The sequence below is a fragment of the Pantoea wallisii genome, assembly GCF_002095485.1.
Classification (GTDB): domain Bacteria; phylum Pseudomonadota; class Gammaproteobacteria; order Enterobacterales; family Enterobacteriaceae; genus Pantoea; species Pantoea wallisii.
Window position 1 is genome coordinate 1 of sequence record NZ_MLFS01000023.1, and the last position, 15834, is coordinate 15834.

At 51.4% G+C, this 15834-nt stretch carries 18 protein-coding genes and 1 pseudogene; 7 read left to right on the forward strand and 12 right to left on the reverse strand.

Going from position 1 to position 15834, the window contains the following annotated elements; translation table 11 throughout:
- Positions 1-526: TetR/AcrR family transcriptional regulator (locus HA48_RS10110; RefSeq protein WP_139807980.1), on the reverse strand; the 526-nt coding region annotated here is incomplete at its 3' end.
- A gap of 140 nt (positions 527-666) precedes the next feature.
- Here HA48_RS10110 and HA48_RS10115 point away from each other — a divergent pair.
- Positions 667-1068, forward strand: a complete 402-nt coding sequence (locus tag HA48_RS10115) for a RidA family protein (RefSeq protein ID WP_128601148.1) — start codon at positions 667-669, stop codon at positions 1066-1068.
- 197 nt (positions 1069-1265) lie between these two features.
- Here the strand turns inward: HA48_RS10115 and HA48_RS10120 are convergent, their stop codons facing one another.
- The gene (locus tag HA48_RS10120; protein ID WP_128601150.1) at positions 1266-1988 is read right to left on the reverse strand and encodes an SDR family oxidoreductase; all 723 of its coding nucleotides are present in this window, start codon (positions 1986-1988) and stop codon (positions 1266-1268) included.
- 98 nt (positions 1989-2086) lie between these two features.
- On the opposite strand from HA48_RS10120, the gene HA48_RS10125 reads away from it, so the two are divergent.
- Together HA48_RS10125 and HA48_RS10130 are read left to right on the forward strand one after the other, a co-directional pair.
- Complete coding sequence (locus HA48_RS10125; RefSeq protein ID WP_128601152.1) at positions 2087-2986, forward strand: LysR family transcriptional regulator; 900 nt, start codon at positions 2087-2089, stop codon at positions 2984-2986.
- A gap of 456 nt (positions 2987-3442) precedes the next feature.
- Positions 3443-3889, forward strand: a complete 447-nt coding sequence (locus tag HA48_RS10130) for an ASCH domain-containing protein (protein ID WP_128601154.1) — start codon at positions 3443-3445, stop codon at positions 3887-3889.
- Positions 3890-3931: 42 nt separating this feature from the next.
- Here the strand turns inward: HA48_RS10130 and HA48_RS10135 are convergent, their stop codons facing one another.
- The 4 genes and pseudogenes from HA48_RS10135 to HA48_RS10150 form a co-directional block, all read right to left on the reverse strand.
- The gene (locus HA48_RS10135) at positions 3932-4390 is read right to left on the reverse strand and encodes a GNAT family N-acetyltransferase (protein ID WP_128601156.1); all 459 of its coding nucleotides are present in this window, start codon (positions 4388-4390) and stop codon (positions 3932-3934) included.
- 63 nt (positions 4391-4453) lie between these two features.
- A complete protein-coding gene (locus HA48_RS10140; protein ID WP_425270665.1) occupies positions 4454-4786 on the reverse strand; it encodes an ASCH domain-containing protein in 333 nt (110 codons plus the stop codon).
- Between the two features lie 309 nt (positions 4787-5095).
- Positions 5096-5659, reverse strand: a complete 564-nt coding sequence (locus HA48_RS10145; RefSeq protein ID WP_128601159.1) for a hypothetical protein — start codon at positions 5657-5659, stop codon at positions 5096-5098.
- Positions 5660-6113: 454 nt separating this feature from the next.
- Positions 6114-6574 (reverse strand): annotated as a pseudogene (locus HA48_RS10150) (winged helix-turn-helix transcriptional regulator).
- Positions 6575-6703: 129 nt separating this feature from the next.
- On the opposite strand from HA48_RS10150, the gene HA48_RS10155 reads away from it, so the two are divergent.
- The 3 genes from HA48_RS10155 (at position 6704) to HA48_RS10165 (ending at position 8871) form a co-directional block, all read left to right on the forward strand.
- Positions 6704-7906 (forward strand): MFS transporter, encoded by a 1203-nt coding sequence (locus HA48_RS10155; protein ID WP_128601257.1) that lies wholly within the window; start codon positions 6704-6706, stop codon positions 7904-7906.
- A 154-nt stretch (positions 7907-8060) separates the two neighbouring features.
- On the forward strand, positions 8061-8462 hold the full coding sequence (locus tag HA48_RS10160; protein WP_128601161.1) for a cupin domain-containing protein: 402 nt from the start codon (positions 8061-8063) through the stop codon (positions 8460-8462).
- A 199-nt stretch (positions 8463-8661) separates the two neighbouring features.
- Positions 8662-8871: a YdgH/BhsA/McbA-like domain containing protein gene (locus HA48_RS10165; protein WP_128601163.1), complete on the forward strand. Its 210-nt coding sequence runs from the start codon at positions 8662-8664 to the stop codon at positions 8869-8871.
- A gap of 211 nt (positions 8872-9082) precedes the next feature.
- Here the strand turns inward: HA48_RS10165 and HA48_RS10170 are convergent, their stop codons facing one another.
- Positions 9083-10273 carry an MFS transporter gene (locus tag HA48_RS10170; protein WP_162288097.1) on the reverse strand — a complete coding sequence of 397 codons (1191 nt, stop codon included), beginning with the start codon at positions 10271-10273 and terminating at the stop codon, positions 9083-9085.
- A 107-nt stretch (positions 10274-10380) separates the two neighbouring features.
- Between HA48_RS10170 and HA48_RS10175 the strand changes: the two genes are divergently transcribed.
- Positions 10381-11247: a LysR family transcriptional regulator gene (locus HA48_RS10175; protein ID WP_128601166.1), complete on the forward strand. Its 867-nt coding sequence runs from the start codon at positions 10381-10383 to the stop codon at positions 11245-11247.
- Between the two features lie 25 nt (positions 11248-11272).
- On the opposite strand, the gene HA48_RS10180 is transcribed toward HA48_RS10175, so the two are convergent.
- The 5 genes from HA48_RS10180 to HA48_RS10200 all read right to left on the reverse strand — a co-directional run bounded on the left by HA48_RS10180 (position 11273) and on the right by HA48_RS10200 (position 15703).
- Complete coding sequence (locus HA48_RS10180) at positions 11273-12070, reverse strand: cytochrome c oxidase assembly protein (protein WP_128601168.1); 798 nt, start codon at positions 12068-12070, stop codon at positions 11273-11275.
- Between the two features lie 15 nt (positions 12071-12085).
- Entirely contained in the window at positions 12086-12553 is a 468-nt protein-coding gene (locus HA48_RS10185) for a DUF2243 domain-containing protein (protein WP_128601169.1), read from the reverse strand.
- 213 nt (positions 12554-12766) lie between these two features.
- The gene (locus HA48_RS10190) at positions 12767-13372 is read right to left on the reverse strand and encodes a TetR/AcrR family transcriptional regulator (RefSeq protein WP_128601171.1); all 606 of its coding nucleotides are present in this window, start codon (positions 13370-13372) and stop codon (positions 12767-12769) included.
- A gap of 131 nt (positions 13373-13503) precedes the next feature.
- A complete protein-coding gene (locus HA48_RS10195) occupies positions 13504-14184 on the reverse strand; it encodes a type 1 glutamine amidotransferase domain-containing protein (protein WP_128601173.1) in 681 nt (226 codons plus the stop codon).
- Positions 14185-14542: 358 nt separating this feature from the next.
- Positions 14543-15703: a diguanylate phosphodiesterase gene (locus HA48_RS10200; protein WP_128601176.1), complete on the reverse strand. Its 1161-nt coding sequence runs from the start codon at positions 15701-15703 to the stop codon at positions 14543-14545.
- Between the last annotated feature and the right edge of the window lie 131 nt (positions 15704-15834).

Consider the following 15834-nt stretch of genomic DNA (forward strand, 5'->3'; position numbering starts at 1 on the left):
GCGGGTCTTCGCTGGCGGCCACCCATTGCGCAGCGTTCAGTGCGGCGCCGTTTAACAACCAGGCGGTGGCATCCACATCTACCGGTTTGATTAAGCCGCGTGCGATCAGATCTGAAAGGCTATCGCGAGTCGCCTCGAGGCAGCTGTTCTGACTCGGCCATTTTGTCGGATCACCAAGAAAAGCCGGACCATCCAGCAGAACGATGCGCCGGACTTCGTCATCCAGCGCCATTCTGATATAGGCTATCCCTTCAGCCAGCAGCTTTTGCTGATCGTCCGTGGCGTGTGCCGCTGCACGTTTAGCGCTTTGCGCCATTTCAGAATCAATCTGCGTAACCACAGCGGCAAGCAGCCCTTTTTTATCGCCAAAATTATGGTAGAGGGCGCCACGTGTCAGGCCAACGCTGGCGGTTAGATCATCCATCGACGCAGCCGCAAACCCTTTTTCGGCGAAGGCTTTTCGTGCGGCCGCAATCAACTTCGTGCGGGTCTCTTCCATTGTTTCGGCGCGGCGTTTGGCAGCCATGCAAGCTCCTTTCAGTTTACGCAGCGCATGTGATTTGACATACGCTGCGTATGTGTGATTAATTTTACATACGCCGCGTATATTAATTCATTTGTTTATGCCGCGCATCCACTGTCGCTTATCCGTACAAAGGAGACATCATGAACCAGCCGAAACCCATTTTTCCCGCGAATCGCCACGCCCTCTATGAAAAGCATGGTTATTCTGCAGCGATCCGCTCTGGCGATTTACTGTTTGTTTCCGGCCAGGTGGGGAGCCGGGACGATGGTACGCCTGAACCCGACTTTGCAACGCAGGTAGAACGTGCCTTTGATAATCTCAAGGACACGCTTGCCGCTGCAGGGTGTACGTTCGCCGATCTGATAGACGTCACCACGTTTCATACCGATCCTGAGAATCAATTTTCAACCATCATGCAGGTGAAACAAGCCATTTTCCCGCAGCCCCCGTATCCGAACTGGACAGCCGTGGGTGTTAACTGGCTGGCGGGATTTGATTTTGAGATAAAGGTTATCGCCCGAATTCCTGAACTTCAGGAATAAACACGCTGCACCCGGCAATCAGGGGGCTGGTATATGGGCCCCCCGATTCGAAGCCCCTCATGCCCGCTTACCGGATGGCTAATCTCAACGTGCGTCTGGCACTCCATTGCCATAAAAGGATGGTTTTAAGCAGTGACAATTCAGGTGTAGCTGTGGAAAGGATATTGAGAGAGCCAGGTAAATATTGACGCCAGGCTTTAGTTTGCAGACGCTGTAGGTCTGATGGTTATTTCTGACGTATCAACACCTTCAGGCGCCTCAATCACATGCCGTACGGCGCGGGCAATATCAGCGGGTTTAAGTGCAACCGAGCGGTAGGCATCCATCACCGCCATGGTTTCTTCATGCGTAATGGTTGACGCCAGCTCACTTTCCACCACGCCGGGGTTAACACAGGTCACGCGGATTTTCGCGTTTTCCTGCCGTAATCCATCAGAAATGGCCCGCACTGCAAACTTAGACGCACAATAGACCGCAGCTGTTGGTACGACATACAGTGCACCAATAGAGCCGATATTAATTATCTGACCGGAACCCTGCGCTTCCATCACGGGAAGCACGGCACCAATTCCCCATAGTACGCCCTTGATATTGACGTCGATGGTCCGTTCCCATTCATCCAGTTTGCCTGCGGCAAGCGGTGAGAGCGGCATGATGCCCGCATTATTGATAAGCACATCGACACGGCCCCATTTATCCAGCGCTGACTGTACGAAGTCAGCCATGGACTGCCGGTCCGTAACATCTAACTCTCGCGCGTCAGCAATACCGCCCGCGTTGCAGATCTCTGCTGCGATGGCGTTAATACGATCGCCTCTTCGTGCGCCCAGTAATACCTGCGCGCCTGCAGCGCCAAGTTCTCTGGCAATACCTTCTCCAATACCACTTGATGCACCGGTGATTAAGATAACTTTATCCATGATGTTCTCCTTTCGTTGAGTTCAGAGAGAGGATAGAACTTAACGATTAGTTGCAGTATCCTGCTTACACTGGACTCAGTGGTTAGCAGCATTAAACAATGAAAATCGATCTTAACCTTTTACCTATTTTTATCGCGGTGGCAGAAGAGAGTAACTTCACTAAAGCTGCGGCCCGGCTGGGCGTTACCCGTTCGGCGGTCAGTCAGGGAATAAGACGGCTTGAGGATGCTTTCGGGACAATGCTTGTCATGCGGACGACACGCTCTGTGAATCTGACGGAAGCGGGCGAACAGCTGCGTGCATCCCTGTCATTACCTTTATCCGGTATTGACGCTGCGCTCGACGATATAGCTTCTGACAATAAGCCTCGTGGACTACTCAGAATTGCGGTGACCTCAATAGCTGAAGAGTTTCTTTCAGGCCCGCTCATCGCTTCGTTTGCAGTAGCCAATCCTTTGATAAGGCTTGATATTGTTGTCACGGATGAAGAGTTTGATATTGTGGCTGCAGGCTACGATGCCGGCGTCAGGCTCGGAGAGGTGATTGAAAAAGATATGATTGCTGTTCCTCTGACTGGTATGCAATGTGAGGTGGTGGTGGCATCCCCATCCTATCTCGCAGCCAACGGCACGCCTGTTCATCCCCGTGAGTTAGTGCATCATCAGTGTATCGGCTGGCGTCCGTCGCCGGATGTTGCACCGTATCGCTGGCCATTTGAAGAGAAGAGGAGAGCTTTCGATCTGGCGGTTGAACCGCAGATTACCACCAATGATCTGCGTCTGATGTTGAGACTGGCTCTTGCCGGCGGAGGCATAACCCTGGCCACTCAGGAAACATTCAGGCCATATATTGAAAGCGGTCAGCTTGTATCTCTGCTTGATGAATTTCTTCCACAATTTCCTGGCTTCTATCTCTATTTTCCTCAGCGTCGCAACATTGCACCCAAGCTGCGTGCCCTGATTGACCATGTCAGGGAGTGGCGGCGGCAATCGACTTAATCTCCTGCCTGTTTCTGTCTCATGCGCGACCTGTTTTTCAGTACATGGTTCGTGCCGCGATTAATACGCTTCAGGCACCTAACCGGCATTCAAAGTCACACCTGATGGCCCCCTTATGCTTAGCTGCCGTTACCCTGACCTGGCCAGCCGGCAGAGCCCGCCCTTATCGCTGCTTTAAATATGGAGCAGATTGCAGAATTGAAAAATCGGAAGTGACTAAACCATATTACTAACTGATCGTTGTATCTGACACTGGGAGGCAGGTCAACATGTTCAGACTCAAATCTCCTGCAATGTTGGAGATTTGAGTATGGTTGTCCCTAATGAGCGATCTGCGGACGTCAAAATTCTGGGGATAGGGGTGTTAAGCCAGATAAAAAAATCCACTCCAGAAAAGAATTCAATGAATCTGTGCTAACTTCAACCACCAAACGGTTGCTGCAAAAGGATTTTATTATGAATTTAGTTGATGCTCTTAAAGCGAAATATCCGGGTTCCCAGGCTTGGCAGATCGGAGACAGTGCTGATATGGCTAACGAGCTGGCGGACTTGGTTATGAAAGGGATTAAAACCGCATCCTGTGGTTCTTTGGCCTCATACCTGGCAGAAAAATCGCCACCAAGAATAGGCAGTCACAATATTATCCTCGACGGTCGGGATGAGCCGGTATGCGTCATCAGAATGACTTCAATGCGCCTGGTTCGCTTCTCTGACGTTACTGAGGAATTAGCCCGCAAAGAAGGCGAAGGAGATCTGAGCCTCGAATACTGGAGATCTGAGCATAAAGCCTTTTTTACCAGAGCTGGCTTTTACGCTGACGACATGGAGCTTGTAGCAGAAGAATTTGAGGTCGTTGAGGTCTGTAACAAGACTGACCATGCCTGGCGCTCATATTTAATATAACAGTTCTGTAGCGCCCTTCCCTGGCGCTATAGCAGCATGAAGTTAAGGAAGCTCTTTGCGCATAAAAACACTCAACGGATCTGCTGTATACGGGGGAAATGCATCGCATATTTCGTACCCGCACTTGCGATAAAGCGCTATAGCCGGTTGCTGGTGAATCCCTGTTTCAAGCTGCAACAGCCGCGAATTCTTTTCTGAAACAATCCCCTCGATTGCACTGACTATCTTTTCTCCGAGCTTTTTTCCCCGGTATTCCGGTCGAATATAAACCCGCTTAATCTCGGCTGAGCCATTTTGATGAAATAGCAAAGCACCACAACCTGCATGTGCATTCCCTTCATCACGTACGATCACGCACCTGAGCTGTTCGTCACTGACTGCTGAAAGATCAAGGCAGTGGTTACTTTCTACAGGGTACAGTTCGCTCAGAAAGACATCGAGCTCGCTGACCAACCGCGCCAGGTCAGAATCCCCTTTATCAACTTCTGAAATATTGAACATTCACTATCCTCAGCTCACTTTTAACAACTGAATCTACCATGCCTGTTCTAACTATGACGCCTGTCAAGATTTAACATACGCTGCAGGCGGTAAATGGTGGATGACCGTAACCTCTGAATCCACCCCGATGGACGGGTAGTGCTCACGCATCCCTTCCAACAGTTCAGCATCAGGCCATTCCGCACTTTTTCCAAGCCTGGCCGCGACGTCAGAAAGCGGCATTTTTTCGACGTGCGTGACCCATACCATGACCGTGTCAAAGACATCCTGCACGTTTACGTAAAGCATAGGGCCCGGCACAATTTCGCGTTCCCGCCATCGAATGGTATGACGCTTCCTGCCTGCGCGAACGTCCGGCAGTAGGCGAGACACGATTTCAAGACTCTGCAATGACACATAACCTCCGGTGACCTGCTCCGGTATTTGAGACAACGATCAGTAGTAATACTGGTTTTTAACTAATGGATTGAATTTAATCTTGAGCAAGTAAGTTGTGTAGCAAAGCGTATTTTTTAAACGTCCGCTACTGGCATAAAGCGGACGGGTTTATTTTCAAGGTGGGCCAGGAGCGGAAAGCGGACCTGGAGGCGCATTAGTACTTAGAAGACGTTCACATCGAAGCCAGAGCCATGTGTTTTGACGTATAAAAGATTTTAATTAGGGATCGGAATGAGTCTATAGTGAAAACCTTATATCCATCTCTTTTTATACTGCATCTTGTTCAGAATTGTATTTTCGTTGTTCGATATCCCACGGAAGCGCAGGTTGTTTGCGAACAAGTTTTCTTTTACTGTTTGCGAAGAAATAAGTTCTGAGTTCTAAAAAATGGCGGCGTTTTTTTGGTTGTGGCTCGTAAGTGATAAGGAAAAAAATTAAAGGTCGACTCGCTTCACTCCATATTCTGCTTGCTTTTTCAATAACAATATTGACGTTTTCATGCTGACAATACGAAATGAATGTGGAGAAATAGCACTTGTCGTTTTTTTCAAACAGTTTATCCAACTCGTTAACGCTGTCTCTGTCTGCCTGATTATACTCCCACTCAACATAGGTTAAAATTTGGTTGTCTGGGTATCGTAAGACCGCATCAGTACGCCCACACTGTTCAAAAAACGTTCTCGCGCCCATCAACTTTGCGCACTCTCGCATGACCAGTCCAACATGAATGGTCCAGTTCGAACGGTTGATATATTCACCTTTGAACACTGGGAAATCTTGATACCATACACAATTAAACAGACAGATAAAATCACGCTCTACTCGCTTCAACGGAACCTCCTTTTCGAAATGATAAGTAATATTTGATATCGGCTATTCGGTACTACACATTAGGATTTTTATGGCTGGTTTCCGATTTTCATGTTTTTTGGTTGTTAACTCGGATTGATTTCACACTTATTACCTATCCGAAGCTGGTCTACCTCCCATGAAGTGATTAAAGTCCGCTCTGGCACAAATCGGACGCCTAATGCTGCTTATTCGTCATGGCTTATAAAGCAGCTTATACCGTCAAAACAGAAACTGCACTGCGTCTGTTCAGCCGGTGGGGAGAAGTATAAGGCGAGACCAGGTAGCAGCAGACAGGCATACCTTTTAAGTCGGGTGATAAATTGAAGGTACTGGCGGCAGGTCGTTGCCCGCTAAACGTGATATTAAACGTCCAATTCTGGCACAAAGCAGGCACGCAAAGCATGCTATTTTAAGAACAGTGTGAGCAGCCGTGTTAGTCTTTTCTATCTGCAATAACTCTCTTACGGTAACAATCCGTGGGGCCAAGCACACGACCGTTTGAGGCACGGACATCCAGCGGCAACAGCGGCTCGCCGTTAACGTTATCCAGCAACACAGAGTGCATTTCGCCTTCTTTAAACATATAACGCTCACCCCATTGCCGCATGGCAACCACAATGGGGAAGACGGACCGGCCCTTCTCGGTCAAAGTGTATTCTTTATAGCACTGCCATCGGAAGCAGGGCAGATCTCAAGCACGCCCATCTCAATTAAGTGCTTCAGACGTATCGCCAGTATGTTCTTTGCCAGCCCAAGGTTTTTCTGGAACTCGCTGAATCTGCGCACATCGTCAAACGCTTCACGAAGTATCATGAAGCACCAGCGCTCGCCAATCGACTCTACGGTCCGGGCAACAGGACACTCACTGGTCTGAAGGGATTTCTGCTTCGCCATTGCGTTCTCCTTATCTCATTTTACCCCCATAAGCATATCCAGCCCGAAAAGAAGTTGCAAAAAAAAACCAGTCTTGTTAGTTATAAATAAAGTGGTTTCAAAATAAAACCAGAAGGCAATATGGATGAGATGACAGGCAGGGCGGCAGGCGCCGGAAACGGCATGCCGACAGAAGACACACGAACGCTTTCTTCCTGGGCAGTATTGTTGTTTTCGTTGACGTGCGCGCTCGCTGTAGGAAATGTCTATATGGTGCAGCCCTTGCTGGAAGCGATCGCCAAAAGCCTGTATGTGGGAGCGGGCACCATGGGAAGTGTGGTCGCCGTTACGCAAATGGGGTATGCGCTGGGCCTGCTGTTGCTGGTGCCGCTGGGGGACAGGTGCGATCGGAAAACACTGGTGGTTATTCAACTGCTGCTTTCTGCGGTGGCCTTAATCGTGGCGGCTCTGGCAACCAATTTTATTATGCTGCTCTGTGCATTGCTGCTGGTTGGTGTTATGGCCGTTGTCGCACAGGTCATCGTGGCGTGGGCGGCAACCGCCGCCGCCCCGTCACAACGCGGCCGTGTTGTTGGCAGCGTGACCAGCGGGATTGTGCTGGGCATACTCCTTGCCCGTGTCGCTTCCGGCACGATTGCGGATATCGCAGGCTGGCGGGTGGTGTATATCACGGCCGCTGGCTTGTTGCTGGTGTTGACTGTTGCGCTGGCGGGTCTGATACCGGCACCGGGTTTACCGCGGTTGCGTGCCTCTTACATTTCGCTTGTGAAGTCCATGTTTGCACTTTTCATGAAAGACTCCCGACTGCGTCAGCGAGGGGTTCTGACTTTCCTGATTTTCACCGCCTTTAGCCTGATGTGGACCTCCATGGTATTACCGCTCGCAGCCATGTCCGCCTCGCTGACCCAAACCGGTCTGTTTGGTCTGGCTGGCGTGGCCGGTGCACTGGCAGCGTCAAGAGCGGGAGTCTGGGCTGATAAGGGGAAAGGCGCACGCACAAGCGCTATTGCGCTTTTGCTACTGACCCTGTGCTGGCTGCCGCTGGCAGGACTTGAAAGATCCTGGTGGCTTTTTCTTGTGGGCATTGTGATGCTGGATTTTGCGGTTCAGGCGGTTCATGTGATCAATCAAAGCGCCATTCTTGCCGCCCGGCCTGAGGCAGCAAGCCGACTGGTTGGCGCCAACATGTGTTTTTACTCACTGGGTAGCGCGCTGGGTGCCATCATGGCAACGCATCTTTATGCAATGTGGGGATGGTATGCAGTCTGCTGCGCAGGCGCACTGGTAAGCCTTTGTGCATGTCTTTACGGGATAAGGGGATATCAGAAATGAGAGTACATAATCTGCTTTTCGCCATCATGATCACGGCCGTCCGGGGTCTCAACTTTTTCGTAACCAAACCGGACCTGTGAGTGTATAAGCGGGTACGCGGCAGGTTTTTATAAAAATGGATACCAATTTTGTCTAAAAAAGATTACTGCACGACATGAACGTTGCGCTGCCGGGTAAGGCAGTAAGAGTAAACTTCGGATATTACTCACTCACGGCAACGCTAATTGCCTGCGGTGAGTACCCGGCAGGGTTCCAGGCATCACGTCCAGCGCGTTTATTGCGGTATCGAGTCCTGCCCGGAGAACCGGCACGGTTGCCTGAACCTGTGCCAGAGCCCCTTCAGCCTGACGAACCTGATACCAGGCAGTTCTTTTTTGTTCTTGATGGGGTTCTGACCCTGGAGCTGGGAGGTAAAGAGCATTGGATCATTACTCAGCAAGGCATTGAAATTCCTCCTGACTCAAAGCATCAGCCCAGAAATGACACTGATTCTGCGGTCGAGTTTATCGTCATCTCACAACCAACACTGCGCGGGGATCGGACAGACCTTACCTGACACAGTGATTTAATATTAGAATACAGTTACGCTCTTCATGACACCTCTTCCCAAACTTCATCGAAGTACTTTTCTTTTTTCAGTTTTTTTGAAGTTTATCAGCAAATAGGTTAGCTTTTATACATGCATGGTCAGCTGTATTATTTATCACATCAAGCAAAACGGCCTCTAACAGATAAAACAGACTAAGGAAATGACCATGAAATCCATCAAAAATTTCGTTGCAGTTTCAGCGCTGGCTCTTGTTTCATTCGGCAGCTTCGCACAAAGCGTTACCGCGACAGCCCTGACGCTTGACGGTGCAGAAGCCAAAATCGCCGCGCAGGCTCAGCAGCAGGGCGCTCAGTACAAAATTACTGAGGCCAACACCAATAACGTCGTTCACATGACCGCTGAGCTGTACAAATAAGGAATGGTCGCATAAGGAAGTGCCAGAAGAGGTCGCCCGCGGGCGGCCTTTTTTGTATCTGAAGCTGCCCTACAGGAGAAGTAAACATAACATGTCATCGATGACGGCTTCCGATATTTAACATAGAAGTTCGTTTACAATGTCCGCTTCCGGCACAAAGCGGACGTTGCCAGTGCGAAAGCGGCCTGTTTTCCCTGACTATAGCGCAACGTTAAGGCAGCGGCGGGCTCTTCAGCCTTAATACAAGCATCAGGCTAGCCGTAATCACCCCGGCTGCCAGCAGGGCCAGATTGTGAATACCCACAGCGGCTAACACTTTTCCTCCTGCAAGCGCACCGGTACCGATAGCGGCGTTAAAAATAGCAACATACAGGGATGATGCGGGTTGTGCGGATGTTCCTGCGCTACGCAACAGCCATGTCTGCATACCTACGAAGACGATTGCGATCCCGGCTCCCCACAAGGTGAGTAATAATCCGGTAAGGCCGAGAGAAAATGGCACGGCGCCCTTTAGACCGAGCATGCCCAGCGCAGCGGCACTCAGCAGCAGGGACGCAGAAATTAATGCCTTCATATGGCGATCGATCAGTTTGCCGGCAATGATATTTCCCGCCAGGCCAGACAGACCTGATACCAACAGCAATCCGGAAACGGAAGCGGGTGCTACGCTCTGCGCTTTCGTCAGCAGGGGCTCAAGATAAGTGAATGCGGCGAAGTGAGCTGAAATGATGCATGCCGTTGCGCCGTACAGACTAAGAAGCGTCGGGCTTTTGAGTATGTCACGGTAAATACGTATCCCGCCTGATGGGGACTTTTCAAGAGCGGGAAGCGTCGAGAACAGAACACAGGCAGTGGCAAGTGACAGAAGGGCAATTGCCGTAAACGCACTCCGCCATCCCACGACGCCTGCAATTACGCTGGCGAGAGGCACGCCCAGCACGCTTGCCGCCGAAACGCCGCCAAAAATCACTGACGTAGCCAGTCCCAATTTTTCAGCCGGCACGAGCTGTGAAGCTACCGCGCCAATTAATGCCCAGAAGGCGCCGTGCGCGACGGCGCCTGCCATACGTGCACTTATAAATGTTGTCATTGAGAGAGACTGTGACGCCGCCATACAGGACAGCGCAAGAATCAGCATCAGCGTCACCAGCAAAGCTTTGCGTGAGATCCGCGCCGGTATCAACCCGGACAAGAGCGCAGCTAAAGCCCCAACCCAGCCATATGCGGTGACAACAAGCCCCGTGCCCGCCTCGGTTTGATTCAGCTCTTTTGCTAACATGCTGAGCATGCCAACAGGTGCCAGTTCACTGGTGACGATCGAAAATGCACTGATGCCCAGTGCAGTCACGGCTATCCAGGCGCGTGCTGATACCGGGCTGACAGGTGTAGAAGCTGATAACAAATTACGTGTTTGCATATTTATCTCCTTGTGAGAGCTGAAGTATCCTCTCTGTAAAATTGATAAAACAGCCATGAAAACGGAGAGCCGTTTTCCATAAATGGAAAGTTATGAAAGCTGAATACAACTGGGATGACACGCGGGTTTTTCTCGCCATAGCCCGTACGGGCACGCTAAGTGGGGCCGCAGAGGCGATGGAGATGGGCGTCGCCACCGTATCCAGAAAGCTGGACCGGCTGGAGCGATCCCTGAACGTACCGCTTTTCAGCCGGCATCAGAGCGGATATCGCCTGACAGACGACGGTGAAGCGTTGCTGGAGCGTGCGGAAGCCCTCGAATACGCCAGTCTGGCGTTTGGTGAGAAAGCAAAATTACAGGGCGCTGTGGCCGGGCTTGTCCGGCTGGCCACATCAGATAACCTGGCCACGCACTTTGTCCTGCCTTCGCTGAAAAAACTGCTGGATCACCATCCCGACCTGCGGCTGGAGGTGCACAGCGGCGTGCAATCCGTCAATCTGCATCGCAGAGATGCAGATATGGCAATCCGCATGGTCAGGCCGGAGGCCGGTAACCTGACGCTAAAGCGGTTGGGTACGGTAGGGTTCGGTGTTTATCGTGCGAAAAACTATCCCGATGACGCCATTGAGGCCGAGTATGTTAACTGGCCCGAGGCGTACCGGCATCTGCCCGCTGCGCAATGGGTTACGCGTAAACTACGCGGCAGGCCATGCCGGGTGGAGGCCAATACGCTTGCGGCGCAGGTTGCCGCCGTTGCTGCAGGTCTGGGGCTGGGGGTTTTGCCGCACTTTATGGCGCGGACCAACGGTCTGCACTGCGTTACAGCGGATATCGGTGTGGAGCAGCCATTATGGCTGGTAATGCATTCCGATCTGGCAGATTCACGGCGAGTCAGAGCCGTCGCCGATCACCTGATCGCACTCTTCGATGAGCGCAAAGATCACCTGACAAACCCATGAACCTGCAGCGGCGTCTGGCAAGCATTCAATGGTGAGCTTTGTCTGCCCAGATATCCGGTAGCGTGCTTCGCTGCCGAAACCACTGTTTAAAAAAGCCGAGGATAATACAGAACTCAGCGACATCGCCGCCGTAGTACATCAACTGTGCGGCTGCCTGAATCTCCTCCGGACTCGCTAACGTGCCATGCGGATATCCCCAGGCATACATCAGCTTGCCGAGAATAGCGTGAGCGGCCGTCGCCAGAAAAATGACGGTAAGCCGTACAGGGCGCGATGGACGGTGGGGCGCAGGATCGGGTCCGGCAACTGACCAGGTAAACAGATAGCCCGAGAGAACAAAGTGCACATGAAGGAAAATGAAAAGCCCGGGACTCTTCATGCTCAGTGCATAAAAAGGCGTGAGATAAAGAAGATACATCCCGCCAATATCCAGGCACGCGGCGGTGACCGGATGAATCAAAACCCGCACCGGCCCGCGACGCAGCAGATTCATCAGCGCGCGCGCCAGCGGTGCAGGCACACTGCGCAGTAAAAGTGAACCTGGCGCACCAAACACCAGCCCGAGAGGACCAAACATCCCCAGTAACAGATGCTGCAGCATGTGTCCCCGCAAATCGTGATGGGCCCAGTCAGCCAGTGGCGGCACCATCGCCGCCACTATCAGCAGTATACCGGCGGTAAAGCTGGCTATGCGCCAAAGACTCCATGGGGCGGTTGTGCGCATTCTGAGAGCGGCAAAGAGGTATAAGCCGAGCACCAGTAACGGCACTATTACCAGCAGGATAACCAGTACGGCTGAATGCGGGGCTGCTGTGTGATGCATTGCATGCTCCACGACTTAACCTCCCGGCCCGGTGCGTCCGGGTGCACGACGGTATATCAGCCATCCCGTCAGGAGCAACAACAGGCCAAATACGTTCCAGATCAGGTCATAGAGCAGAATATTTTCAACATAGCGGATCTGATGCAATCTGAGCAGCTTATGATCCACAATGCCGTCAAACAGCTGGAAAGCGCCCAGACCAAAAAAGAAGCCTGCCCACGCCGCCGTGCGGTTCAGCGTTTTACGCCTGCGCAAATCAGTGAACATAAAAAAGCCGAGTACAAAGAATATCAGTTCACCTGAGTGCAATAATCCATCGGACAACAGGCTGAAGGCCGGTGTACCCCAGTCAAAAAAGTGGTGCCAGCCCAGAAGCTGATGGAAAATTATCTCATCAATGGCCGCCATCATCCCGATGCCGAGCGGAATAGTGGCCGTTACTGAACGTTTTAAATCGGATTTAACGGAGGAATTAAGGGACACAACGCTCTCCTGAAATATAATTTTTAACTCAAGAAGCGTAGCTGAAAATTAGCAGATAACGTTTAAAGAAAAGCGGCAGCGTTATTTATCCGGTCCGGAATGATTACGTTAAAAAACGCACCCGGTTATATGGCGTGACTAATAATAAACCTCCTGCATTACTTCATGCTGTTTTTGCAAAAGTCATGAAAATTCTTCTATATAAATCCTCCCTCACAGAGAGAGATGCAAAACCTGCCGGGTCATCTTCAGGGCGGCATCAAAAGGAGTCGTGGAGCGTACAATTTTTACCATTACGCTGGCACCCACCCAAAGTTGATACAGATTTTCAGCAACCTTTTCCGGTTCATCCTCAAGCGTTAAAGTGCCTTCGGCGGCACCCGCTTCCAGTGCCTCTGCCAGGCGGGAGATAATACCAGCAGTACCGTGCATCAGGGCGCTACGCATTTTATCGGAGAGATCGGCCACCTCTGCGCCCAGCTTAACGGCAAGGCACTTGCCCTGGCAGTCATAAAACGACTGCGTATCACGCCATTTTTGCCAGTAACTCATCAATCTTTGCGCGTGATTGAGACCGGGCTGCGCGAGGGTCCGGTCAAGATCGTCCAGATAATCTTTGAAGTAGCTCTCCAGCATCGCTACGCCAAAGTCCTCTTTTGAGGTGAAGTAGTAGTAAAATGACCCTTTGGGAACCTCTGATTCGTCGAGAATCTCCTTAAGGCCGACCGCAGAGAAGCCCTTGCCGGCCATGATTCGCTGGCCGGTTGCCAGGATATGAGCGCGGACTTGCTGATTGTGTTGTTGCGTTGCAGTTTTCATGGCGTCAATCTATCAACAACCCGATCGGCCGTCTATAAATCCGTAGTGCGCCGGCGAGGCAGTCAACCGTTGTAGTGGGCCGGTGCGCAAGGTGACCGTGAGTCCGGTCACCTCATGCATCCGGGCATGTTTTAAACGGCCAGCTGTTTCAGCAGCTGCGCTGCGGTTGCTGCTGATGACGTTGGGTTCTGACCGGTAATCAGTTGACCATCAGTGACGACATACGAACTCCAGTCCGCACCTTTAGAGTAGATGCCGCCTTTCGCAATCAGCTCATCCTCCACCAGGAACGGCACCACATCCGTCAGGCCTACCGCTTCCTCTTCAGAGTTAGTAAAGCCGGTAACTTTGCGTCCCTCAACCAGCGGTTTGCCTTCAGGTGTTTTGACGTGACGCAGTACGCCAGGCGCATGGCAGACAAGCGCCACATGTTTACCGGCGGCGATAAACGATTCAATAAGCGCAATGGAGTGCTGATCTTCTGCCAGGTCCCACAGCGGGCCATGGCCGCCCGGATAAAATACGGTATCAAAATCGGCCTGCGATACGCTATCCAGACGAACCGTATTCGCCAGCTGCGCCATTGCTTCGGCATCGCCTTCGAAACGGTGGGTGAATTCAGTCTGGAAATCGGGCTCGTTACTTTTCGGATCGAGTGGGGGATTACCGCCCTTTGGCGAAGCCAGCACGATATCGGCGCCAGCGTCCTTAAAGGCGTAATAGGGGGCGGCAAGTTCTTCCAGCCAGAATCCGGTTTTACGGCCGGTATTGCCCAGTGTGTCGTGTGAGGTCAGGACCATCAGAATTTTCATTGTCGTTCTCCAGGTTAGCTAATTTGTATTAGACCGGTCGTCTATAATGATCGCGTACGTTGCTACTGTATTGTTGCCTGTTGAGCATAGGCGGATTCCTGCTCACCCGATGCCGTTTCAGATTTTACTGCAATTACCGGGCATCTGACGCTCTTCGGATGTCCGTCTGAATCTACCCTAACAACTATTCGACCGGTCGTCTATAGAATTTTCAACTATCGTTTAGATCCTTTTAACGGGCGCAGGTATATGCACATAATGGGCAAGGGTTGAAATTAACTCCATGAATTTTAAGATCATTTATTGCGGGTGCGCTGCCCTGATAGCGAGCAGCGCTTGTCTTTCAGGGTTTAGAACATCAAATAACTTCTCTGAACTCCGGCCACGCGATTGAAGCCCCCTCTGGCGTAAACAGGCTGCCCTGAAAATCGATCACGCCAGCCGCTTCGAGCCACATCCACTCTTCAGGTCGGGTAATTCCTGCTGCAATCACGTTAATCTCAAGCGCAGAGCAGCAGCGGATAACCGCCTGCACAACCGCCTGTTTTGGCCCGCTCCGGTGGATATCCCGGATGATTCCGGCACCAATTCGCACCCGATCAGGCTGGATATAGGCCAGCAGAGAGAGCCCGGCAGAACCGTCACCGAAGTTATCAATGGAGAGGCTAATACCCGCCTGCTTCAGCCGTTTAACTGCTGATGCAAACTCATCAAGTAGTGAGATCACCTGCGTTTCGCTGACGCCAAGAATGATCTGCTCCGGCACTAAACCCGCTGCTTCAATGGTGCTGACAAGTTGGTCGACGGCATCCGGAATAGTGGCGAGAGTCATCGGCAGAACCGTAACGTAGAGTGTTACGCCGTCCGGAATGGCCATGCCGGCCTTTAACAGACACTGTTTGACGGCTGCAAGGTCATGTTCGAAGCGGGCTGCATCCTGCAGGCTTGTGGGTTGGTCTTCCGGAATAGCTTCTATAGCCGTAACTTTGCGCCCTAGCGGATCGACGACCGGAATGAATTTAAAACCCTCTTCGGATGCGGGTGCCGCTTCCTCATCGGCAATAAAATCCCAGTAGTCGTAAGGCAGCACTTCGAAATAGTTCTCTTTTTCACGCGCCTCTACAAAGGTTCGCAGGAATTGTAATCCGCGATCGTCATAGGTCAGTTGATATCTGGAGGTACCTTTATCGAGCACCGCTTGCAGAACGGTCGCTCTGTCATGTTCGCGCAGGTCGAACAACTCCATACCGGCATTACCAAAACGGCGTGAAGGGGAGTAGTCGCGCATCAGTTCCACCACATTGTGGTGACGCTTGTCGGTACAGATGCGCGTGTAGATGTCTATTACGCCCTCTTCAGGCCCCTCAAGGATCTGAAAAAAATGCGTACCATTAAACAGCAGTATGCCTGTAACCTGATGGCGGGTGTTCAGCTCACAGGCTTTTTCGATCATGCCCGGCAGGATATTAACGGGAACGTCATCGGAGAGATGGCTTCGGTAAATTATAGTTGTAAGCATACAAACTCCAGGGTTGTCGCGATTGTCCGCGTCAACAATAACAGTACGAAGAAATTTATTAAACCGTTGCGTTGATAATGATTAATTTATAATGGCATTTGCGCTTCGCTTATTTACGGGGGAGTATTCAT